Source organism: Paenibacillus sp. MDV22-iso6 (assembly GCF_058408365.1).
Map to the genome: position 1 here is coordinate 403266 of NZ_JBZVDZ010000003.1, position 23905 is coordinate 427170.

Annotated in this window: 15 protein-coding genes; 13 read left to right on the forward strand and 2 right to left on the reverse strand. The window is 49.7% G+C overall.

Translation table 11 applies throughout. The annotated features are described in order from the left end of the window. Window positions 1-231 precede the first annotated feature (231 nt). Together AC4PM4_RS11060 and AC4PM4_RS11065 are read right to left on the reverse strand one after the other, a co-directional pair. Window positions 232-1164: a hypothetical protein gene (locus AC4PM4_RS11060; protein ID WP_491613605.1), complete on the reverse strand. Its 933-nt coding sequence runs from the start codon at window positions 1162-1164 to the stop codon at window positions 232-234. A gap of 2 nt (window positions 1165-1166) precedes the next feature. After that, window positions 1167-1310: a hypothetical protein gene (locus tag AC4PM4_RS11065; protein ID WP_167434777.1), complete on the reverse strand. Its 144-nt coding sequence runs from the start codon at window positions 1308-1310 to the stop codon at window positions 1167-1169. A gap of 289 nt (window positions 1311-1599) precedes the next feature. Here AC4PM4_RS11065 and AC4PM4_RS11070 point away from each other — a divergent pair, with 289 nt between their 5' ends. The 13 genes from AC4PM4_RS11070 (at window position 1600) to AC4PM4_RS11130 (ending at window position 23808) form a co-directional block, all read left to right on the forward strand. Continuing rightward, window positions 1600-3393, forward strand: coding sequence for a vWA domain-containing protein (locus AC4PM4_RS11070; RefSeq protein WP_491613606.1), 1794 nt, complete (start codon window positions 1600-1602; stop codon window positions 3391-3393). 238 nt (window positions 3394-3631) lie between these two features. Next, entirely contained in the window at window positions 3632-7021 is a 3390-nt protein-coding gene (locus AC4PM4_RS11075) for a tubulin-like doman-containing protein (protein ID WP_491613607.1), read from the forward strand. A 1-nt stretch (window position 7022) separates the two neighbouring features. Further along, the gene (locus tag AC4PM4_RS11080) at window positions 7023-9554 is read left to right on the forward strand and encodes a transcription initiation factor TFIID (RefSeq protein ID WP_491613608.1); all 2532 of its coding nucleotides are present in this window, start codon (window positions 7023-7025) and stop codon (window positions 9552-9554) included. A gap of 148 nt (window positions 9555-9702) precedes the next feature. Further along, complete coding sequence (locus AC4PM4_RS11085) at window positions 9703-10986, forward strand: vWA domain-containing protein (protein WP_491613609.1); 1284 nt, start codon at window positions 9703-9705, stop codon at window positions 10984-10986. Window positions 10987-11006: 20 nt separating this feature from the next. After that, a complete protein-coding gene (locus AC4PM4_RS11090; RefSeq protein ID WP_491613610.1) occupies window positions 11007-11654 on the forward strand; it encodes a beta-mannanase in 648 nt (215 codons plus the stop codon). A gap of 44 nt (window positions 11655-11698) precedes the next feature. After that, a complete protein-coding gene (locus tag AC4PM4_RS11095; protein ID WP_063566908.1) occupies window positions 11699-12958 on the forward strand; it encodes a TRAFAC clade GTPase domain-containing protein in 1260 nt (419 codons plus the stop codon). Continuing rightward, window positions 12955-16137 carry a GAP1-N2 domain-containing protein gene (locus AC4PM4_RS11100; RefSeq protein WP_491613611.1) on the forward strand — a complete coding sequence of 1061 codons (3183 nt, stop codon included), beginning with the start codon at window positions 12955-12957 and terminating at the stop codon, window positions 16135-16137. The genes AC4PM4_RS11095 and AC4PM4_RS11100 overlap by 4 nt, the downstream gene beginning before the upstream one ends. A gap of 436 nt (window positions 16138-16573) precedes the next feature. Then, entirely contained in the window at window positions 16574-17461 is an 888-nt protein-coding gene (locus AC4PM4_RS11105) for an ABC transporter ATP-binding protein (RefSeq protein ID WP_063566910.1), read from the forward strand. A 90-nt stretch (window positions 17462-17551) separates the two neighbouring features. Further along, window positions 17552-17824, forward strand: coding sequence for a hypothetical protein (locus tag AC4PM4_RS11110; protein WP_090808988.1), 273 nt, complete (start codon window positions 17552-17554; stop codon window positions 17822-17824). A gap of 187 nt (window positions 17825-18011) precedes the next feature. Next, window positions 18012-18494, forward strand: a complete 483-nt coding sequence (locus tag AC4PM4_RS11115) for a glutathione peroxidase (RefSeq protein WP_063566912.1) — start codon at window positions 18012-18014, stop codon at window positions 18492-18494. A gap of 370 nt (window positions 18495-18864) precedes the next feature. Then, window positions 18865-20226 carry an FAD-dependent oxidoreductase gene (locus AC4PM4_RS11120; RefSeq protein ID WP_491613612.1) on the forward strand — a complete coding sequence of 454 codons (1362 nt, stop codon included), beginning with the start codon at window positions 18865-18867 and terminating at the stop codon, window positions 20224-20226. A 211-nt stretch (window positions 20227-20437) separates the two neighbouring features. Further along, the gene (locus tag AC4PM4_RS11125; protein ID WP_491613613.1) at window positions 20438-21292 is read left to right on the forward strand and encodes a formate/nitrite transporter family protein; all 855 of its coding nucleotides are present in this window, start codon (window positions 20438-20440) and stop codon (window positions 21290-21292) included. 452 nt (window positions 21293-21744) lie between these two features. Then, window positions 21745-23808: a molybdopterin-containing oxidoreductase family protein gene (locus AC4PM4_RS11130; protein WP_491613614.1), complete on the forward strand. Its 2064-nt coding sequence runs from the start codon at window positions 21745-21747 to the stop codon at window positions 23806-23808. Window positions 23809-23905 lie beyond the last annotated feature (97 nt).

Here is a 23905-nt window from a genome sequence, read left to right on the forward strand (position 1 = left end):
GATAAAACCTATGGCAAGTAGTCTGGAAGAACGCCATACATTTTCCAAACATCAAAACACCTCATCCTAGACCTAAGGATGGGGTGTTTTTTCGTAGAAGCTTATATGATAAAAACTATACAATGTCACGTGTGAATCCAGTATGCATGCAGGGGTAAACGAATTTTGGTTCGTCTATATACAGGGATTGAGTTTGCACTAATTTACATTTCGAGTCCATATACATCAGCTCTATACGCGAATATCTGCGTACGAATCCCGATATTTCTCGTTATATACCCGACCAACCGACTCCGCCAGACCACCGCGTGCCTTACCAGGATACAGCTCCAGAGTTCGATAGAGCCGCATAAACCGATCTTTGGGCATAAAGCGCGCGTAGCGGGTAATAAGACTTGGGAACAACTCAATATATTTACTCTTGCGTACAGCAGCGGCGGCTACAGCCGTCAGAATCTGAATCCCGTTGTGCAGTTGCAAAATATTCACTTCGTACGTGGCGATATACCGGATCGCATCTTCACGGACCAATTCGGGCTTCAGCCGTGCGATTTCACCGATATATTCAGCAAGCAGCCGCTCGAAGCTGTGCAGCAGCAGCGGTTTGAGCTGCAGGTCCATATCACTTCGCAGCACGAAGGATTGCAGCAGCGCAACCTGCTGCAGACGAATCCGGTCGTTATAGACGAGTGAACCGATCTCCCTGAGCATTTCATAGGCTAGCGCTTCATCCTGCTTGCGTGCTTCTGCGACAAGAGCCCAATTCCGGTTAATGCCTTGGCGAATCGCTTCCTCATCCTGACGCAGCATGCGTTTAAGTTCACGCTGCTGTTCCACTTGGAAGGATCGCTTTTGCATGAAGATCAATCCAGCCAGAAGCAGCAGGGAGGCACTGGCCGCCGCCATCGTTTGGTCTATAGTTTCACCAAAATAGGTAGCAACTGCACCAAGGATTACCGTAATGAACAAGTCGCGTGCAATCCGACGTTTGACGCGGGAAGAGGAGCGTTCTTCCACTGTGGCAGGGGTGCCGCGTCCACAGGCAGCACAGTGATCTTCCCACAGGCAGGTATACTGGCCACACCGCTTGCAGACACGCAACTTTTGAAATGCATGCGTTGTTCTTATAAAAGGTTTGATGGATACAACTTGTTTATTACTCATGCTCAATCACGCTCGCCATTCAGAATAGTGTAGAGGGTTCGATCGGCATCTTCCCGGGAAACGGGTTTGCGCCGATGAAGCAGGAAAGCAATCACCTTTATAATGACAAAAAGAAACAATATGGCGAGGCATCCGTATGTAACCATAATCCGTTCCTTTCTAGGCATAGTTAAAATATGCGTAGTTATAATGTTTACTGATCGAGCGTCGTTATATTGCAGTTTGCTGGCAATAACTATATCATATTTCCATAGTTGGAACTTTTGTGCCAGCTACTGACATGAATTCGTCGATTTTTGTCAGTCATTACAAAACTGTAACTGAAGATAGGGGTGCTTTTCAGAATTTATTAGTAGACTGTTAAGATTTCCTTAAGGCTTGACGCCTATAATAAACTATTCCCATTTTAATCTCAAACGTGAAGGAGTACACCCAATGCTGCGGACAAGCAAAATACGCTGGCTCAGCGGAACTCTGGTTCTGCTGGCATTTCTAACGCTGCTGCTACCTCAGGCGTTGCTGCCACATGCTGCAGCGGCTCAGGCACAGACAAGCGGAATCGATGCGGTACTTGTAGCCGATGTAAGTAATTCAATGAATACAAGTGACCGTGACAAGATCAGCAATGAAGCCATGAAAATGTTTATTGATATGCTGCCGGTCCAGGGGGACAAGGTAGGGATTGTCGCTTACACCGATCAGGTGGAGCGGGAAAAGGCATTGCTGGAGATTCAGTCCGATGCGGACAAGAGCAGCCTGAAAGATTTTATTGATCAGCTCGGCCGAGGGCCATATACCGATATCTCTGTCGGAGTGGCTGAAGCAGTGAATGTGCTGAACCATGGGGCAGACGCATCTCACTCACCAATGATCGTGCTGCTGGCTGACGGCAACAACGATTTTAACAAAACCAAAGGTCGCACCCAGTCTCAATCCGATGCGGATCTGGCAAAAGCCGTCAAAGAAGCACAGGATCAGGGGATTCCCGTCTATACGATTGGACTGAACGCAGACGGAAAACTGAACAAGGACGCACTTGCAGATCTGGCTCAGCAGACCGGAGGCAAGTCTTTTATCACAGATACACCGGATGATCTGCCCCAGATTCTGAGTGAGATTTTCGCTGATCATGCCAAACTGAATGTCGTGAAGCTGCCCTCCATTACAGGAAACGGCAGTTATCAGGAAGTTACCGTGAACGTACCGAACGACAGTGTACTTGAAGCCAACATCTCGATCATGTCTTCAAAACAAGTCCAGATTGAATTAACCGATCCTTCGGGCAAGGCCGTAGATCTCAACTCTGACGCAGCCAAGCTCTCGACTTCGAAGAGTTATTCCTTGGTGAAGCTGCTCAAGCCTCAGGAAGGCGACTGGAAACTTCGGGTAAAAGGGGCTCCGAAAGACAGCATCGATATCAACCTGTTGTTCAACTATGATCTCCAGCTCGTTGTGGACCCAATTAAGACCAAGTCCTATACGAAGGGCGACAAAGTCGATCTGACCGCCAAGCTGGAGAATGGAGGGCAGCCGCTGCAGGATAATGATCTGTATGCCGATATGAAGGCGACGTTGGTCGTAAACGATCAGGATACAGGCAAAAGCACAGAACAGCCGCTCAAAAACACGGGCTCCGGGTTCGCCGGAACGTTTGAAGTGCCGGACAAACATAACTACGAGCTTGTTATCCGTGCAGAAGAAGACAGCTTCTACCGGGAAAGTGCTCCAATTACGATCAATGCGGGCGGAGCAGCCGGTAGCGGAACTCAGCCAACGACACCTGCGGGCGAGCAGGACAAGCCGTTTCCATGGATGCCTGTTATTTTGGGCGTGATCGCCTTGATCGTTGTAGCTGTGGGTGTCTGGTTCCTGCTAGGCTGGCTGAAACGCAAAAACCGTGGATTTGTCGGACAGATGGTTGTCGAAATTCGCGATGAGAATACCGGGGACAAGTCGTACCCGCAATATAAAAAGCTGGCATCCTTCCGGGGCAGATTCCATCTGCACCAGCTGTTACAGCTGGACCCTGAATTGAAGGAAACCGAGAAATATGTATTTACGCCCAGCAATGGGGATCGAATTATAATCCGTAACACCGCTGGCGGAACGTTGGAGAAATCCGGCCGTACCGTTGATGCAAGCTCAGGCGTTGAACTGAAGAACGGTGACCGACTGAGCATTCCGCTGCAACAGGCGGACAAAACGATTTTAATTGAGTATCTGGTGTAATTTGATTATTTGGTTTAAAAGGAATGCATTTTAATTTGGATATAATTGTTTACACGAGAACGGAGAGGACAGAGAAAACCTGAAGAAGCGAAGCGTTCGCCTTTATCCCCGGATTTTCACTTTGTAAAAGTGAATTGAAAAAATCTGGGGATAACAGCGATCGGAAGGTTACTCTGTCATCGGAGTGGCAAGTGTAATGAGTTTTAGCCCAACTGGTTTAAATAAGGGAGGACTTGGAATGAAACCGATTGTTAGAGAACATATTCAGCAACTGGATGTATCGCTTGGCGGAGGGATTGTCAGTGAGAAAATCAGAGTCGATACGATTGATAACCCGATTCTGATTATCGGTCTTGGAGGAACAGGTATTGATGCGCTGTTGCGTCTTAAATACCAGATTAACCGACGTTTCAAGTTGCCACAGGACCCGGTATCCAAGAAAAAAATGGACAAACCGTCCAACGTGGAGTTTCTTGCTTTTGAAACGAACGAACAGGATCGCGCCAAAAAGTATAAAGGCATCGGACTCGATCCAATTAATGAATTTGTACTGTTGTCCAATGCCGAGATTGGTGGATTGCTTCAGAACCGCAGCGTATTGGAGCCGTATATTACGGACTGGCTGTCTCCGGAGCTGAGCATCACCGATGGCATGAACGGCGCCGCAGGTGTGCGTCAGGCTGGACGCCTGCTTCTTTTCACGAAGATTAACCAGGTCGTGCAGGCGATCGATAAAAAGATCAAAACATTATCTGTAGGCACGAACAAAAAACTGATGGTGTTCCTGCTGACTGGTCTTTCCGGCGGTACGGGAAGTGGATGCTTCCTTGATATCTCCTATATCGTGCGCGGGATTATCGAACGTGATCACGGCTCTGCCGGGATTGACCGCGTGAACACGCTTGGATATTTGTTCACCCCAGACGTGAACCTATCCAACAAAAGCTTGAGTGAACACACTCGTGAGTACATCCGCAAGAATGGATACGCTGCGCTCAAGGAATTGGATTATTGGATGAACGTGGACAGCCGGGGTGAGCGTTTCTCCCAAAAATACGGCAACATTCTGACGGTGAATTCACCGCTGCCACCGTTCAACCTGTGTCATCTGATTTCTGCTACCAATACGGAAGGCAAATTACTGGAGAATGCTTATGATTACTGCATGAACGTCACCGCCGAGAACATCACCAACTTTATGGCGAGTGAGGAAAAGCAATCCGGCGAGGAGTTTGCCATCCACGATTATATCAGCAACATTCGCACGAACATTGCTCAGATGAACAAAGCCTATCCGGCCAACTATGATTACAACATTATCGGTGCATCCTCAGCGGTACTGCCGATTGAAGAAATGACGACTTATCTGGCTTACCGCATGTTCGACAAAATGAACACCATGTTCTCCAAAGCACCGAACCAGGAGGATACCGAGAAGTTTGCCCGCAAGCTGGGCATTGATCTCGAAAGTGTGGTCAAGTCCTTTGAAGCCCGTGTGCCGGAGCCGCTGCCAGGTTACCAGAACAGTGAGCGTCTATCCTATGGCAATGTAGTGAAATCACAGGTCGTGAACATGGACACCGAACTGGAGCAGAACTTCCTGGCTCGTGCCCGTGAAGAATATATCAAGGCGAAGAAGCAGCTGCCGGGAGAGATTGCGGGTCAGTTCACCGAACAGATCCGGCGTATGTTTTTGCATCCTGAACAGGGTCCGTTCTATGTCTCCCGTCTGATCTACACTGAAAAAGGCTTCTGTGTACTGAAGATGATTCAGTCGTACATTGAAACCCTGCGTGAGAATGCCTTCCGCATTCCGCGTGATATTGAGGCTGCTCAGGAGCAGTCGGAAGAGAAGCTGGGCGATGCGAAGAGTGCTTTCGTCTCCAAAGAGAAGAAGAAGAATGCTTATATTGAAGCAAAAATTCATGAGTACTGGCTGCATGCCGATGTGGAACGCAATGATCAGATGATTGAGTTCTACGAAGACCTGTACGAATTGCTGAACCAGGAGAACAGCCGCATTTATAACGTATTTACTGAAACGCTGAACGCACTCAGCTCGATCTTCTCCAAAAACGGGGATATCCTGACACGCGGCGAAGAACAGTCTGATCACAAAGGCAACAAAACGTATTACTGGAACGTTGTAAGTGTGCCGGATATCGTCAGTGTGGTGGATGGACTGCTGGACAAGCGTGATACGGATGATCTGATCCGTGACTTCTCGCGTGAATTGCTGGAGAACTCCAGCCAGTGGGTGAAAGAAAACGAGATCGATATCGTCAGCTCCATCTCTGATTTCCTGACTGAGAAGTTCGGCGATCTGATTACCCGCTCGATGGAGGACTTCCTGGTTATCAAATATGGACAGGACGAGTCTGTCGAGAAATTCGTGGAACGTTTCATTGCAGGCAAACTGGATGATGAGGCGGTTCCGGTGTTCAATCTGAGCAACAGCACAGGCAGTCTGCATTTCCCATCCTGGGGATTCGTATCGGTGCCAGCACAGGCGCCGGGCATTCTGAGAGGGATTCGCAACTATCAGAACAATGCGGTGGGCAAATCTCATTTTACCGTTAAGGAAAGTGAAGTGCGCAACCGGATCTTCTGGCTGAACACTCGCAACGGGGTACCACTGTTTGTGTACACACCACTCAAAGTATATGAGGAAAGTTATGAACGTACCATTTTGGACAAAGAAGGTATCGGACGCCATCTGGTGCAAACCGAAAAGAATAACTGGACCTATCTGCCGTCGCCAATTCCAGAAAAGTCATGGGGAGATGTGTACGAGAACGCCCGGGTCAAGCAGTACAATGCCCGTGTACGTACCGAATTCGAGCAGGCGCTCGGATACAACATTGTGACAGCCAAATCCATTGATGAGAATACAAGCAACCGCTATGCAATTGTGACAACGGAACCGTTCGACCTGTCCGCGAAGCTCGCTGCCTACGACATGCGCCTGACGTCCACCACGCCGAACCTGGGTGAAGTGAAGCGGGCAGTTATTGAATTGAAACGCCTGCAATCCGAAGGATTGCCACGGGTGTCGGTGAAGGACATTTTCGGAAGTATTAATGAAGATATGGCCAAAGAAAACCTGGTGCGTTCCCCGCAGCTGATCGCGCGGGTACGTGAAGAACTGGCGAAGATGAACGCCATCTCGGTCAAAGTCGCCGAGCTGGAAGGCATTCTCGCTCAGCATCAGGACGAGGAGCAGTGGTATGACCGCTTCATCGAAGCACTCTACACCGATACCATTGTGAAGAAAGGCGCGCTGTACGTCTATGACCGTGATCCGGAAGAAGACGCATGGGAGCCGTTTGCGAACCTGATGAAGAGCCGTAACTTTGCCGAATATGAAGTGTTTGGCAACTTCCGTGGATTGGCAGAGAAGGATCGCAGCACATTGCTGCGCAAAGCGTCCCGCCGCGATAACGACCTCACCGCTACCGAAGATATCACGCCACTGCTTACGAAATTGGATGATCTGGCTGCATTGTTCATGGAGTCCCGTGATCGTCTGGAATACGAGCGAGTAGAACTGGCGAACGGGGAAGACATCTACCAGTTCTACAGAACGATGTCATCGAAACTGAATGACATTCGCAGAAGGCTGAAGTAAGATGGCGGCCGGGATGGAGTTCAGCTCGAACAATGCTCTAAAACGCAATCTGGAGAAGTATGCAGCACAGTATGCAACTGAGCAGGAGCGTCAAGGTAGCCTGGGTGATGGTCGCAGCAGCATCCATTACCCCGCGTTGTTCCTGTTTGTGGGTGACCAGGTCGCTCCGGCAGTGTCTGCTGTCCAGGAAATCAACCGGCTGAAGTGGGATAACGGAGAAGGTGTAGTCTATGTACAGATTGGAACGGAAAATCAGGAGCATGCCCAACATCGTGACCATGACCCCGCACAAACGAAGCATGACCATTACAGTGCGGGTGCTCATTCAGGATATGCGCGTGTTAACGGCTTAAGTGATGCAAGGAATGGCAGCACTTCGGATGATGGTCAGGTGACACGTCACGTGCTTCCCTTGTCCACCATACAGACAGATCGACCTTCCAAAACGCTTCGCAAGGATGTGCATCGCAGTTTCCACGATTCAGATCAGGCACTCTTTGGTCTGAATCGTACCTTGCGGCGGGTGAGTAATCGTATTGCCGAATACGGACGCCTATATTCATCGTTCGATCGAATCTACGTGACCGTTGTGACCAGGGCAGATGATCCATTGAATGTATTGTTGCCGGAGCTTACCAAGCTGACCGAGACGATACTGGCTCAATCCTTCAAGTCGGTACAGACCGATTTGCATGTGCTAGTCAGCGAGATGGAGCAGGTCGATTCCTTTGGATATGCAAGTGCGGCGGGACTCGCTTTTCTGCGGGAACTGGATTACATGCAGGGGCTGGACTATACGTTCAGTGGCAATCTGCTGGTTACGGAGGACGGTATCTCCATTCCGGTTGTACATCCCGCTTCTCCGTTATTCGATCTCGTATATATTTTGTCAGACAAAAACGAGCGGGGAACCGGCGTACCCGGCGGGTGGATCGAAAATGCCGAGATCATCTGCCGAATCTGTCTGCTCAAGAATCGGAAGCAGGATGCAGATAGCTCTGGTTCCGTATCAAGCACGGGGGCCAACACGTATAACAATACGTCGTTCAAAAATAACATTCGTACGACCTCGGATCAGCATGGTTATGCCAGTGCAGGTTTTGCCGAGATTAGACGGCCGAACAAACCCATTGCACTCGCGGTGTTGTATCATCTGTATCGTTATTTGCTTGAACGGATGCGGCAGGAACCCGAGTGGAGCATCAAGGACAAGCTCGCCTTTTTCGGACTGGATGGGGCTTCGGTAGAGCGCAAAGTGGAAGGGATTCTTCCCGATGAGGATCTGGTGAGCGGCATGAGCGGCATTATGACGCATAACGTCAGCTTCTCCGATCTGAAGCCGCTCTCGCTGCGTGAAGCGGAGAGAGCACTGTTTGGGCAAGGCGCAGAGGCGTACTTCCGTGATAACGTGGTCCGTCTTGCCGAGGAACGAGTACGTCAGCGCAGCACAGAAGACTCCCTTCGTCGTAAGGCTGAGCAATCACGCACGGAGCATCCTGAGGTTGGCTATTTTCAGTGGGCCGCATGGAGTGACAATGGGTTCGGCAGCGTGCGTGAGGCTTTGCTTGGACTGATTCGTGATAAATCAGTGCAGCTTGAATCTGCACGTGCCTTGCTGGAGCAGCGTCAGCAGGAGCGGGTAGAGGATCAGTCATTCAAACGGGCGTTGTTCCGTGACAAACAGAACGTGCGCAACCTGATCGATTGTTTACTGGAGCGTGTGTATGTGCCCAAAGTTGAATTGCTGCGTTTGGAGAATGAATTGCAGCTGCTTCGTGTCTACGACACAGAGATGGAACAACTGCATACGTTCAGCCGGAGTGTAACGGAGACACTTGCAACGCTGGAACGTGTTTTGCGTGAGACAGCTGTAGAGAGCATAGCGGCTGCAGATGAATATATCGGTCAGAACGTAATGGAGTATTACGGCAAAGTGACGGAAGCGCTGATTGCAGATTTGGAGGCAAAGCGTGGACGGGATGTCTGGTTTGAGGACCGCCATATGGGGGATATGAACGGGCTTGCCACAGAAGGAAACGAGCGACTCCTGCAACGTCTGATGGAGGTGTGTCATGTGATGCTGCTTACAGCAGAACCGCTCCGGGTACCTTTCGAAGAAGAATTGCTTTTGCGGGCGAATGTTACAATTACCTATGGGGACAAAAATGTACTGACCCGTGATGATCTGTTCCGCCGATTGTATCGCACACTGGAGGAGCAGGCGGTCGTTCGGGTAAGAGTATTCGACTATACGCAGGAACATCGTTATGAAGAAAAATATTTCTTTGGTGATCACCATAGTGCCTTCATGGACTACGCGGCGTATGCCGAAGAAACGTCACGGATCTATAAGCTGGGTGTGGTATATGAAGAACGAAGCAGTGGTGTGGAGAAGCTGAATCTGATGGGGGGCTTCCATCTGGAAGACCTGATGGTGTATCGCAATGGTCGGGTGTATTACGATTCGTATACAGAGAATGGTTATGAGCTCCATCCCTCCGATCTGGCCGAGAAGCTGTCACCCATGCGTTAAAACATAAGGCTGTATCTTATATGGACGGAAGGGAGGTACAGATCGATCCATCTGTTTCCGTCCAGTACATTATACGTTCATTTTTCATCAACCCATCTTGTATTAATTCAGCCGTTCATCGGCTGTTTTGGAAAGGATGCATGCAAACATGCAGCGAAAAATCAATCTTCTCCTGGTCCTGTTCAGCCTGATTGGCGGAGCTGTGGGCTTTGCGGCTGGAGAAATCATGCTGCGTCAGTGGCTCGGGGAAATGCCCCGTCTATTGCTGATGGGATTATACTTTGGCGTGTTGGCGCTTAGCGTGGGATTATTCTGTTTACTCGCAGAGATGATCTCGCCAAAGCTGAACGGAGCTTCCTGGAAGCTGCGATATCTGGGACTATCCTGGAAACTGCTTGTTCCGGCAACGCTGGCGCTATTGTTTGTCGTCGGATTTGCCCTGCAATTGCTGTATCAGATTAACCCAGGCGGTGTGAAGCAAGTCAAGGATATCGTGCTGATGATCGATAACTCGGGCAGTATGAGTGAGACAGACCCAGATAACGGTCGCTTTGAAGCGGCCAAAACACTGATTAGCCAAATGGAAAGCGATAAACAGGTGGCGGTGATTACCTTTGATGATCAACCCGAGCTGCTTCAGCCGTTCACCCCGTTGGACAGCGAAGCTGCCAAAAATGAGGTGTACAGCAAAATTGATGGCATCGTGACGACCTCGGGCGGAACTAATTTCGATGCAGTGCTGCGGGAAGCGATGGAGCAGATTAAGGGCAAACAGGACCCGAAACGCGGAACGGTAGCGATTCTGCTATCCGATGGATTCAGTGATGCAGACACATCCGGCATTTTGTCTGAGTATGCAAATGAACAGATCGCCGTCAATACGGTGGGGCTGAGTCTGGTGGACCCTTCCGGAACCGACTTGCTGCGTCATATCGCACAGCAGACGGGCGGTATGTACTATGATGTACCAGATTCCGGTGGACTTAATCTGGCATTCCAGCAAATTTACGATACGATTGATGAACGAACGCTGGTGACCGAACGTACAGGCATGATGGAGCACAGTACGTATCTGGCTATTTTCCGAGTGGCTGCCTTACTGTTGATTGGTGTCGCACTGGGCGTGTCGCTAGGACTTGTATTTGATAACCGTCATCTCGCACTCAGTTTCGGAATTGGTGGTGCCGTGTCTGGTTTATTGGCCGGACTTCTGCTCGAATGGGGACTGGACGGATCAACGGTGGGTGATACATTTGTAAGATTCGGAGCGATGCTCATCTTATCTGGTGTGTTAACCCTGTTCAGCTGGATTATTCCGATCAAGGAGAATACACCGCGGAAGACGCGTGGGCGTCGCGATGCTGGTGGAGGAACCAATTCGGTGGAAGGATTCGGTCAGCGGGCAAGAGATTCGCGCAGCAAAGGATTTTGACGTCTGGAGGTAGGCGATAGATGCGTTTTACGGATGCAGACCCTTCAGCGCCCCTGATTCGCAGACTGACACTTGCAGTGGACGAGAGCCAGTGTACACTTCGCTGGCTCTGGCCAGAGAGCGTGGAAGCTGTATATGTTGAACGGCTGGAGCTCGATATGATGGGTGATGATCGTACCGAGGAACAGGCTGCACAGGGCAAGCTGAAGTTATACACAAAAGAAGAATATAAGGCGAGCAATGGATATATGGATCGAATCACGGGTTTTGGTGCCATCCGTTATACAGTGTATGTGTGTCAGATGCAGGAGGACGGGCCAGTTCTGGTGCGTCAGCGTGATGGAGACAACACGGTAGTTGCCAGTGCAGGCAAGGTGGATATTCGCTTTTCGATCCGATACAAGAGCGGTTTTTTTCAGAAACGAAAAAGTGTACTGATGACCGTTACAACGGAAGCACCTGTTCCGAAGGAGGCACTCTGTTATGTCCGCAAACAAGGCGGGGTTCCGTTGAATAAGGAAGATGGCACGGTGTACCCTTTTGTGAGTGATTTTGCTCCCGGGAGAAATGAGATGCCACCCGTTGAGGTAGCCAAGGACGATTACGTGAGGTTATTCTTCACGGACGGACCAAAGTATGGAGCCGCCTATAGGCTTATATCAGACTAGATAGTTAGGCTTTTTGTCTAACTGATCAGGGGAGGGGAGCGGCTATGAGCTTTTTTAGTCGGTTTTTGAAGAGACAGCAGCCGGAAGAGCGGCCGTTGTTTTACGATATCGTATGTCCGTATTGTTTCAGCAAGTTTTCACCGGAGGAGGTTGTGTTCCGTGCTGCACATCATCGCGACGACGATGAGGACTACGCACTTGGGGAAGATGCGAAGCTGAATCGATATCGCGAACGGTTTGGACTGGATACGGTGTTTGATATGGAGGCCGTGCTGGCTCCGCATGATGTACCTGAGGAACATCGCATCTATTCGGATAACATTGTGATGGGACTGAACGATCGTTACGGTGTGGTTACACGGCGCCGGCTGTGTCCACAGTGCCATAACGAGCTGCCTGTCACGGCAGGCAAAGCACCAAGCAATATCATTTCCATTATTGGGGCATCCCAGGTGGGTAAATCCGTCTACATGACTTCATTGATTCATACATTGCAGCATTACACAGCCGATCATTTTGATGCGGCCTGCATGCCGCTGAACGCGGAGATTAGCCGCCGGTTCCGTGCAGATTATGAAGAACCGCTATTCGAGCGGGGCGATCTGTTGGATTCAACGCAGAAGGAGAAGCTGCAGGAGCCGTTTATTTTCCAATTTGTATTCAAGGATGAAGATAAAGCTCCGCTGACACTGGTGTTTTTTGACGTCGCTGGTGAAGGTATGGTGGAGCAGGACTATCTGGGACTTCACGGGCAGCATATCAAGAACTCGGCAGGCATTCTGTTCATGGTGGACCCGCTTCAGATTCGTTCCATCCGGGACAAAATCCGCATCAACCTCGGCAACGAGCCAGGCGAGTGGACGCCAAGATACGATGAGCCACGTGATGTGGTGTTAACGATGTTCGGTGACTTTATCGCGTACCAAGACAAAGCCAAGACGAATATTCCGACAGCTGTTGTACTCACCAAAAGCGACATGCTGCATTCCCTCAAGGATGATGAGGGCGATTATATCAAATCCAACAGTAATGTATTCCGCAACATGGTGCACCGCGACTGGTTTGACCTGACCGAATTCGAGAATATCGACGGGGAGATCCGGCGTTTTATCGAGAAGGTGGACCGTCCGTTCAAAGGCACGATGGATGTGTACTTTAAGGATACGGCTTACTTTGCGGTGTCTGCGCTGGGAAGCAATCCGGTGGATATGAAGCTGCAAGGTGTGGTCAGTCCAATCCGTGTCGATGAGCCATTCCTCTGGCTGCTGTACAAGCTGAAGTACATTGAGGGGAGAGTGGGATGATGCGTTCTTCCATGACCCCGCCAATTGAACAACAGCTGTACACTCGAGAGCGGCGCGGGGTGTTTCGCACAACGGAGGGGTTCGATACGGTTGCCGCATCGCCGGGACTGGACCCTTCTTTTATCAAAAAAGTGCTTCATCCCTACTGCGTCTATGACGCTCCAGCGGAGCTGACGGGCCGGAGTGAGAAGGATGAGACGAAGTTTCCCCCGTCCATTCATCTGCTGCATCTGGAGAGCGGGGAGACGATACTTGGGCAAAATGTGTACCAGTCCGTTGATTTCACCGGGCTGCGCAGCGCTTTTTTCGCCCATAACTATGTCTTGTCTCCTGAACGCTCGGAAGAGCAGATGAAGCAAGGTGGCTGGCTGGATGCTGTGTTCGCCACGTCCTATGACATCGAACAAGGTACAGTGCTGCCTGCGCTTACTGAATTGCCACGAGCAGCTGGTGTTGGACAAAGCTCTCCAAGTCAGATCTTTGCCGCTCTGAAAATGGACGAGGTGGTATTCAAACGCCTGCTCTACGCCGTCATGCAAGCTGTAGCTACACGTCGGAAGGTATACATTGCGCTAGATGTGCCCGCTGAGGAAGTTACAGCTGGAGCCAAGGGACTGCTACGTTTGTTATATACGGCGCTGCCTTACGCGTTCCGGCGGCAGCTCGGCTTTATGACGTTTGCAAAGGAGCCGCAGGCAAAGAAAGGCATCCACCTTCAGTTTGTGGAGCGGGGTACGCTACGTCCAAAAGATCGGAATACGGAGAAGGATTTTACCTTTGATCTGGTATCGGGCAGAGTTACCCATGCAGATGCATCTGTGGCGAAGCTTCCTTATGCGGAATTCGCCTGGACCCTACTGCACGAACCTGCGGCTGCCGATTCATTTTATGCTTTTGCGGATGAGATGCTGTCCGGAATGGAACCTGGACGGGAGCTCTCCATTGAAGCATACGGGGAACTTTCTATGTTCTATCGTCTGGAGCAGGGGATGGAAGAGTTGTATCTGGATAACAAAAGCGATGTCCTGAGTGGGTTGCTCACCTACTTGAAACCGGAAGGCGGAGCACAGCAACGCTCTCGTTTGAACGAGTTGTTCCTGACGTTGCTCAGTCGTGAGCTGGACAGCGTCAAACGGGAGAATGTACCTGAAGAATCGGTTGCAGCACGCATCGGGGAGTATTTCCGGGTCGCTGCGCCAGTCGTACAGTCCCGAATCGTGGATTATTTCATCTATGGTGTTAATAACGCCCGTTCGCAGAAACGTATGCGTGCCGTGCAGGAGCTGTATGGCTTGCTGGATCGGGACAGCCTGTTAAGCCGTGCTTTCTTCGACAAAGTGCTGGCGAACGAATCACTGACCAAGCTGCTGTTCGAGCCCTATCTGGATAATCAGCTGAAACGCACGGAATCAGCCGCCGATGTTGTGGAAGTGATCCAGAGATGGATTACATCTCACCCGTCTGCCATCCACAATAGTTTCTTGCTGGAACGGACAGCAACCGAGCTGCGTGAACGTTTGTGTTCTGCGCCCAACCCTGTTCAGTCTGCCAATGAGGCACTTAAGCGGGTTAGTGTATTGGATCGTGTACCAGTTGCAGGCTCCCTAGACACGGGTATTACCGCCCGGATTGGACAGTCTGGAGATTCAGTTCCCGCTAACCGGAAAGGTGGACCTGGGTCCGCTGTCCAACCACCAGCGTATCAGGAGGATTTAACCCGGCTCGCAGATAAGCTGGCTTACGTCATTAACTTGTTTATGATTCAGGATCTCGATCTGGAGCGGGTTAACCGTGAACAGCTGTTAAGCATTGATATTTTGTTGCACGGAAACGAGGTTCGGGACTGGGCTGCTCGCCAGGGCTCAGATGTATCTGCGCGTACAAACATGATGCTGGCAGCGAGAGCATGGCTTAGCGGTGAGGGGAGTGACGAAGAGGAGCTGGAATCCCTCTCTTTGGCCGAACGTAATGAGCTCCAGCGCTGGACGCGTCGCTGGCTTGCCGGAGAGCTTCGTGATCGCCCAGATACGGCTGCATTTGAAGCACTGCCGCTGGCTTTCTATCGCGGTGGCAGCGGCAGCAACAGACTCGATTATCCAGGCCTGATTGAATTTATCTATAGTAGTTCAGGACGTACAGAAGTGTTGTATCAATTTATGGAGTGGTCGGGGACTCAACGCTTGTTTATTCGCGGCTCTAACGCACATAAGGGATACTCGGATGCAATCGTGGCCTATTTCAAGGCCCATGATCGCGAAGCTTTTAAGTCAAAGTCAGCTTTCAAACCCTATTATGCCAGAGCAAGCAAGACGATGAAGCCGGCCTACGATCGCGCCAAAACAGAGTTGTCTTCCCCGCTGGTACGCATGCTGACAGGTAAAAGGAAGAACCTTTTTCTAGGATCGGTTATTGTCATCCTGATTATTGGTATTGCTGGAGGCACGTATGCTTTGATGAGCGATAAGGCGGAGACACCTGAGGCATCACCTCCCCCGACACAGGAGCCCGTTGTTCCTGCTGAACCGGAGGTGGAGCTCGCTGAACAGATCGCCTACCTCGTTCCTGCATCCGAAGCGGACGACGGCACACAGACGCCTGCCCAGTTGGTGATTCGTTACAGAGACGAAACGGACAGCAACGCTTTGCAAACGGGCGCTCTCCAATGGAAATTGAAAGATGATACTACACAGGAGCTCCATGCTGAGGGTGAATGGGAGAGTTTCAACCGAAATGAGGAGCCGGATGGGGAAGGTGCGGCTGGAAACAGCTCGGAGGGCACGCCAGAAGGAAGCTCTGCAGGTTCTTCTACCGATAAGGCGGACGATACTCAGCCGAGCGGAGAAGCCGAGCAAGGGGCAGATTCAGCCTCAACGGAGGGCAACACTTCAGATCCCGCAGCAGGGGGCACATCGACAGATGCAGGGACTGGCACAGCCTCTGACACTACGGATGAAGGCGCAGGACAGGGAAATGCAGATGGCACACCATCAGATTCAGATTCATCTCAGTCTACGGGAGCAGATTCATCTTCAGTGGAAAACTTGACTGTTGCCGAAGCAGATCGTCTGTATCCCTATGGGCACCAAGTGGAGCTTCCGGCCGATTTTGATCTGAAGGACATCGTGAGTATCCAGAGTGGAACGCTCGTGATCAACCTAGTCCCGGAACCGAAGCTCTAAGCGGCATTAATTGAATATATTATTAATGGAATACAGCCACCTCGAAGAATTTCGTAGGGGCTGTATTTTTGTTTTTGCTCAATTGATGGGGAATGACATATACAAAATGAATCAATATAGGTCTAATTTTCACAATTCGGACACATTATTAAGATGTTGGGCAAGGATGAACATACGCAAAGCGATGAAATGCACGTACACGATGAGAAAAGCTCTCACATAAAGTGCGAAAAATTTGAACGATTTCTAGTAAAACACTTCAAAAATAGCTTTCAACTATCAAGGAGTTTGGTATTTACTGTTGACAAATGATAATGATTATCAGTATCTTTAGAGTATAAGATCTTGTTGCGCCGGAAATACGCTGAACTACAATTTCGTTTTCGTTGTCATAGCCGGAATACATAACCGGGATAAATGAGAGAGGGATGATCGCATGTTTCGTCTGGAGACGTCCAAGTTGGATATCGCTTATGAGGAAAGACTGATTGTTGAAGATCTGAATATTCAAATTCCCCAAGGAAAAATTACAGCACTTGTTGGAGCCAATGGTTCAGGAAAGTCTACCATCCTGAAAACAATGGCACGGATCATGAATCCAAAAGCAGGTAGTGTATTGCTCGACGGGAAGTCCATCCATAAGCAGTCCACGCGTGAAGTAGCCAAGCAGCTTGCGATTTTGCCACAAAATCCAACAGCTCCTGAAGGACTTACAGTAACCGAACTTGTGTCCTACGGACGGTTCCCATATCAAAAAGGTTTTGGTTCGATGCGTGCTGAAGACAAACGCATGATTGAATGGGCTATCGAAGTGACAGGCATGACGGAGTTCCATGATCGTCCAATCGATCAACTGTCCGGTGGACAGCGTCAACGTGCCTGGATTGCCATGGCTCTTGCACAAGAGACAGACATTCTGTTCCTGGACGAGCCAACAACGTTCCTGGATATGGCTCACCAACTTGAAGTACTGCAATTGCTGGAGCAACTGAATGCCACAGCAAACCGTACAATCGTTATGGTTGTGCATGACTTGAACCATGCTTCCCGTTATGCGCATCACATGATTGGTATTAAAAAAGGTAAAGCCATCGCTACAGGTTCACCTGTAGAGGTTATGAACTCCGATGTGCTTCGCGAAGTATTTAACATTGAAGCTGATATCGTGATTGATCCTCGTTCCGGTGTACCGCTCTGCTTGCCTTACGCCCTTGCGGGTGAACGTCAGCAATCAGCACCTCCAGAACAAGTGCTCATGAACAGTGCAATGGTTCATGCTGGAGGACGGACAGAGCAACGCGTTCGTCACGCGACAGGAAGTTAATGAAACGGGCCATATGTGGTCCTAAACTATAGAATGAAGCCGCTGTGCATTACGCACGCGGCTCATTCGCATTCTAGGAGGTCTACAGGAATGGGAGAAATCAACTACACCTGGTTACAGCAATATGGACGAATAACAACCGGGATGATCGATGAATCGGTCTTTGGCATGCCTTTGACGGCATTGAAACATCCGAAGCAGGCCAAGCTTATGCTGGAAGCTTATAATGAGCATCTTCGGGCCGACTCTCTTCGCTCAGCGGCTGTTTATTTCATGCAATCGGTTCGTGGCCTGATGATTGGGGTGACGAAGGCAGAGCGGCAAGAGCGGTATGATGCTATTTTGGTTGCGAAGTCAGGCTAAAAAGGTATATGTCCATGTCGATGGACAAAATTTGATTCTACCAATGAACTCGGTCAGAGTTTAATCACAGATTTGGTAATTGATCGCCTCAGGTCTATAATATAGAGACAGGCTGTGTGCCGCATGGTTATTCGGTACAGTACATACAGCAGCCCAACCTACATCTTACTCATGGGAGGAATCAGTCATGTCCGTATATTCGTATCAGGCGGTAACGACCGCAAATCAGGAAGTTTCACTCGATTTGTATCAAGGCAAAGTGTTGGTGATTGCCAATACAGCCAGCAAGTGTGGGCTGACTCCACAATACGGTGAATTGCAGAAGCTCTATGATCGCTATCGTGATCAAGGCTTGGTTGTATTGGGATTCCCTTGTAACCAGTTCGGAGGCCAGGAGCCGGGTACCAGTGAGGAAGCAGAATCATTCTGCCAAATCAACTATGGCGTTAATTTCCCGGTGTTTGCCAAGGTCGATGTAAATGGTGAAGATGCGCATCCATTGTTCAAGTATCTGCGTGAGCAGCAACCTGGTGTTGGCGAAGACAATAACATCCAATGGAATTTCACCAAATTCCTCGTGAATCGTGAGGGTGAAGTTGTAGGGCGTGTTGAACCAAAAGAATCCCCTGAAGCCATGACTGCAGAGATTGAAAAGCTGCTTGGCGTATAAAATAAACGAAGAAGCCTGCCTCCAGATTGGAGGATAGGCTTTTTTTGATACAATTTTTTAGTGCAAATATCCTCTTCATATAAGTGTCTCCTCAGTAGTTATTACGCTTATTTTGAGCATAAACCAGCCATAAGCAGGGAAAACTGAAGTCAATGGAGATTGAGTCGATGACTCGCTTGATCGTAAATAAACCACATCCGAAAAATTTATTTTGATTAACCCCTTGCAATGTGAAAAATATCACATTATAATAAGTGTACAAAGTGAAATAAATCACATAAGCAGTATTCATTTAGAAGTGAAATATTTCACAACCACAATGACGTTAAATTCAATTTTTTATTTATATACTCCAAGGGGGAACCTTATCATGAAAATCGCAGTTATCGGATGTACACATGCAGGAACCGCAGCCATCGTTAACACCGCCAAATTGTACCCGGATGCTACCATTACAGTGTATGAGCGCAATGACAACATCTCCTTCTTATCATGTGGCATTGCGCTTTATGTAGGTGGCGTGGTGAAAGATCCAGACGGATTGTTCTATTCTTCGCCAAACCAACTGGCCGAGCTCGGTGTCGTTACCAAAATGCTTCATGAAGTGACGTCAGTAGATGCTGCGGGTCACAAACTTCAGGCTAAAAACTTGAAAACAGGGGAAGAATTCGAAGATACCTTCGACAAGCTGATCGTGACCACGGGTTCATGGCCTGTCGTACCGAAGCTGGAAGGCATCGAGATGGACAACATTTTACTTTGCAAAAACTACAACCATTCCAACACGATTATTGAGAAAGCCAAGCATGCCAAACGTATTACTGTGGTAGGAGCCGGATATATCGGCATTGAGCTGGTGGAGGCTTTCCAAATGAACGGCAAGGAAGTTACACTGATCGATAGTGTGGACCGGATCTTGAACAAATATCTCGACCCCGAGTTCACGGATGCCATTGAAGAAACGTTGACTGGACACGGCATCAAGCTGGCGCTGGGCCAAACGGTTCAGAAGTTTACCGGAGAGAATGGCAAAGTGAACAAGGTCATTACATCCAAAGGAGAGTTCGATACAGACCTCGTTATTCTGTGCATTGGTTTCCGTCCAAATACCGAGCTGCTCAAAGGCCAAGTGGATATGCTGCCGAACGGTGCAATCATCGTGGATAAATATATGCAAACCAGCCAAAAAGACGTCTTCGCTGCTGGAGACAGCTGTGCAATTCATTACAACCCAACTGGCAAGGCAGCGTACATTCCACTGGCAACCAACGCAGTGCGGATGGGTACACTCGTAGCAAGGAATCTTGTTCGTCCTACGACACGTTATATGGGTACACAAGGCACATCAGGTATTAAAATTTATGAGCAAAATATTGCAGGTACAGGCTTGACGGAAGCATCTGCTGCGGATGAGGGTCTGGTCGTTGAAGCTGTAACACTTGAAGATGTTTACCGTCCAGAGTTCATGCCAACGGCAGAGAAGCTGCTGCTCAAAGTAATCTATGAACAGGCTACACGCCGCATTGTTGGTGCGCAGGTCATGTCACAAGCTGATCTGACACAGTCGATCAATACGATCTCTGTCTGCATCCAGAACAACATGACGGTAGATGAGCTGGCCTTCATCGACTTCTTCTTCCAGCCACATTACAACAAACCATGGAACTTCCTGAACTCGGCGGGTCTTCAGGCGTTGCCACCAGTAGAAGTAAAAACACCAGCGATGGTATAACCATAAATATCTGAGAACTGCCGCAGTCATTCTGCGGTAGTTCTTTTTGTTTTTTCTGCATATCAAGCAAGACACAACGGAAATATTAAAATGTAGTTTTCAGACTTTGTGATAAAAGTAACAAACCTCTTGAAACCTTCGCGATACAATGAACATATCAACAAAACAGGTTGAATTATGATGTTCATGAACTGTGAAGGAGAGGATCGTTATGGCAGCAAAAACACCTCTTGAGGTTGCACAATATACGGCGCATACGGGGATGAAGAAAGCCCAAAATCCGGTGTCCTCCGTATTGATACTCAGTTTTCTGGCAGGCGCTTTTATTGCGCTTGGATTTCTGCTGGATATTCGGGTCATTGCCTCTGCTCCGGCCGAGTGGGGCAGCTTGGTTAATCTGATTGGCGCAGCAGTGTTCCCGGTAGGTTTGATATTGGTGCTGATTGGCGGTGGGGAACTGCTAACAGGCAATATGATGGCTGTTCCACTCGCGACGATTGCACGTAAACTGTCCGCAGGCAACATGTTGAAGAATCTCACCTTAGTAACGATAGGTAATTTCCTTGGGGCGATCTTTGTGGCCTATGCGTTTGGGCATGTGCTTGGTCTGACGGCAGAGGGGGCTTATTTGGCCAAAGTGGTGGATATGGCTGGACACAAGCTGGACGACAGCTTCCTTCAGGCTTTTATATCCGGGATCGGGTGTAACTGGCTGGTCGCTCTCGCGGTTTGGTTGTCTTATGCATCGGATACGATGAGTGGAAAAGTATTGGGCATATGGTTCCCAACGATGGCCTTTGTAGCTATTGGATTCCAGCACGTTGTCGCCAACATGTTCCTGATTCCTGCTGCGATCTTTGAAGGGCATTATTCGTGGGGACAATACGTCATGAATTTCATTCCGGTATGGCTTGGCAACCTGACGGGAGGGGCGCTGTTTGTCGCGGCTGCCTACTGGATGGTGTACCTGCGCAAGCATGAGCCGGAAGTGAAGCCTGAGGTGGCCATGGCGGCGGCCCAGCCTGTGGAAACGGAAGCCAGACCGATGTGGAGCAAGCAGGCGTAGCGGCATTTTTCCGAGTAATCGAGTAGCGTTGTAAACGTGGTACAAGTGCGAAAACGAGTGAAAAGACGAGTGCAAAGTAAAGAGGAGAGGCGATTCTGATCTCGTTCAAGTCATGGCTGTCTGCTGTGATGGGCGGAGAGGAATCGCTTTTTTTAATGTGAAAATATCCACGCAAAATAAATTCGCCATGACAAGGTTCGGGGGAACGAAACCTGTTCATGGCGAATTTCGGGAGTGGTCCATGATATGGCATGAGGAGGAAGTGGGGAAACACTAGCCTAATGCCTTATTTTTAATTTACCCCTGAATTTCGAGATTGAATCAAAGGGAAAAAAGATTTTTTGAAAAAAATTTGGATCGGTTGTGGCGGTAAAAAAAGACTGTTCTCTTTACGCGATTACCAGGAAGAAGATATGATATGAGGATAGCTTTGAAGGGGGAGGGACTTGTATATGATCGATCAGGAGAATGGCGTATTCCCGGCGGTTTGCCCGCTCGATTGTCCGGATACTTGCGGCCTGCTGCTTCATAAGGAGAACGGTAAGATCGTGAAGGTAGCGGGCAATCCGGACCATCCGATAACAAAAGGCGCCATCTGTAACAAAGTCCGAAATATGACGGAGCGGGTGTATCACCCCGAGCGGCTGCAATATCCGATGCGACGCATCGGAGCCAAGGGCGAAGGCCAGTTCGAGCGAATCAGTTGGGACGAAGCCATCGGCGAGATTACGGCGAAATTCAGTTCGCTGGCAGCTACCTACGGACCGGAGAGCATCCTGCCCTACAGTTTCTATGGAAACATGGGCATTCTTGGTGTGGACGGCATGGATCGTCGATTTTTCAATGCGCTAGGTGCGAGCAAGCTGGAACAGACCATCTGTAATGCAGCGGGAAATACCGGCTGGAAATATACGATGGGTGCGAACCGTGGAACATTGCCCGAAGATACAGAGCGTGCGGATGTCATTCTGGTGTGGGGAGGAAACATCGTCAGCACCAATATGCATCAGGTTGTTCTGGCCGAGAAAGCCCGCAAAAAGGGCGCCCAAATCGTTGTTATTGATGTCCATCGCAATCGGACCGCCCAATGGGGAGACTGGTTCATTCCACTCTACCCCGGTACAGACAGTGCATTGGCACTCGGATTAATGCATGTACTGTTCGAGCAGGGCCTGACGGATGAGGCTTTTATGCAAAAATATACCGTCGGCCATGAGGCACTGCGTGATCATGTCCGCAGCTACACCCCGGGGCGTGTCGCACGTATTACAGGTGTGCCGGAAGCGGACATCGTGAAGCTGGCTGAGCTGTATGGCAATGCACAGGCAGCTCATATTCATATCGGCAATGGCCTACAGCATCACGACAACGGTGGCATGAACGTACGCAGCGTAGCCTGTCTGCCTGCCATTACAGGCCAGTGGCTAAAGCGCGGCGGTGGTGCCATTCGTACCAACAGCTACGCGAGCACGAATAGCGATGCGCTGGAGCGTCCGGAGCTGCGACAGAACCCGGAGCCGCGCGTGGTGAACATGAACCGGATTGGCGAAGCGCTGCTGGAGGCGGAGCAGCCGATCCGGGCGTTGATGGTCTACTGCAGCAATCCACTGGTGGTGGCGCCGGATACCGAGCGGGTGGAGCGAGGTTTTGCACGGGAGGATCTGTTCACGGTAGTCCATGACCTGTTCATGACGGATACGGCAAGATACGCGGATATTGTGCTGCCTGCGACATCTTCATTTGAAACGACGGATCTGTATACGTCCTACTGGCATCAGTATGTTCATTTGCAAGAGCCAGTCATTGCGCCTTTGGGTGAGAGCAAGAGTAATGTTGAATTGTTCTCTTTGCTTGGACAGGCGATGGGGTATGATCCGGAGATTTTCGGTGAGACACCGGAACAGATGATCGAGGAAGCACTTCAGGGTACGGGCAATCCCTACATGAACGGAGTAACCTTGGAAGGGCTGAAGCAGCATCATTTCGTCACGCTGGACATGTCTGCACATGAGTCCTATTTGGATCAGCTGCCTACGCCTTCGGGAAAAATCGAGCTGTATTCGGAAACGATGGCACAGAAGGGATTGCCACCATTGCCTACGTACAGTGCTCTCGTTGAGGGGTATGACGGGGAAAACCCGGCTGGGCCTGCGGATGTTTATCCGCTGATGTTTCTGTCGCCGCCAAACCATAATTTCCTAAATTCCACCTTTGCCAACTCGGCCAAACATCAACGTTTGGAGAAGATGCCATTATTGCAAATGCACCCGGAGGACGCCGCCCGCAGACAGGTGGAAGACGGGGATGTGGTGGTCGTATGGAACGACCGTGGCCGGATCGAACTAACCGCCAAGGTGAATGAATCCATGCTGCCAGGAACGGTAATCAGTCAAGGCTTATGGTGGGATGGCAATGGCAAAAAACAGCGGGCGAACTCGCTCACGTCTAATCGTCTGTCCGACATGGGGAATGGGGCAACATTCTTCTCGGCCACTGTCGAAGTGAAGCGTCAATGAATGTGCTTGCAGATCGGATCTTTTCAGGTAAGATGAACAATGGATAGTTCGTAAGCAGAATGATAAAGAGCAAGATTCGGAATTCAAATTTCTAAAT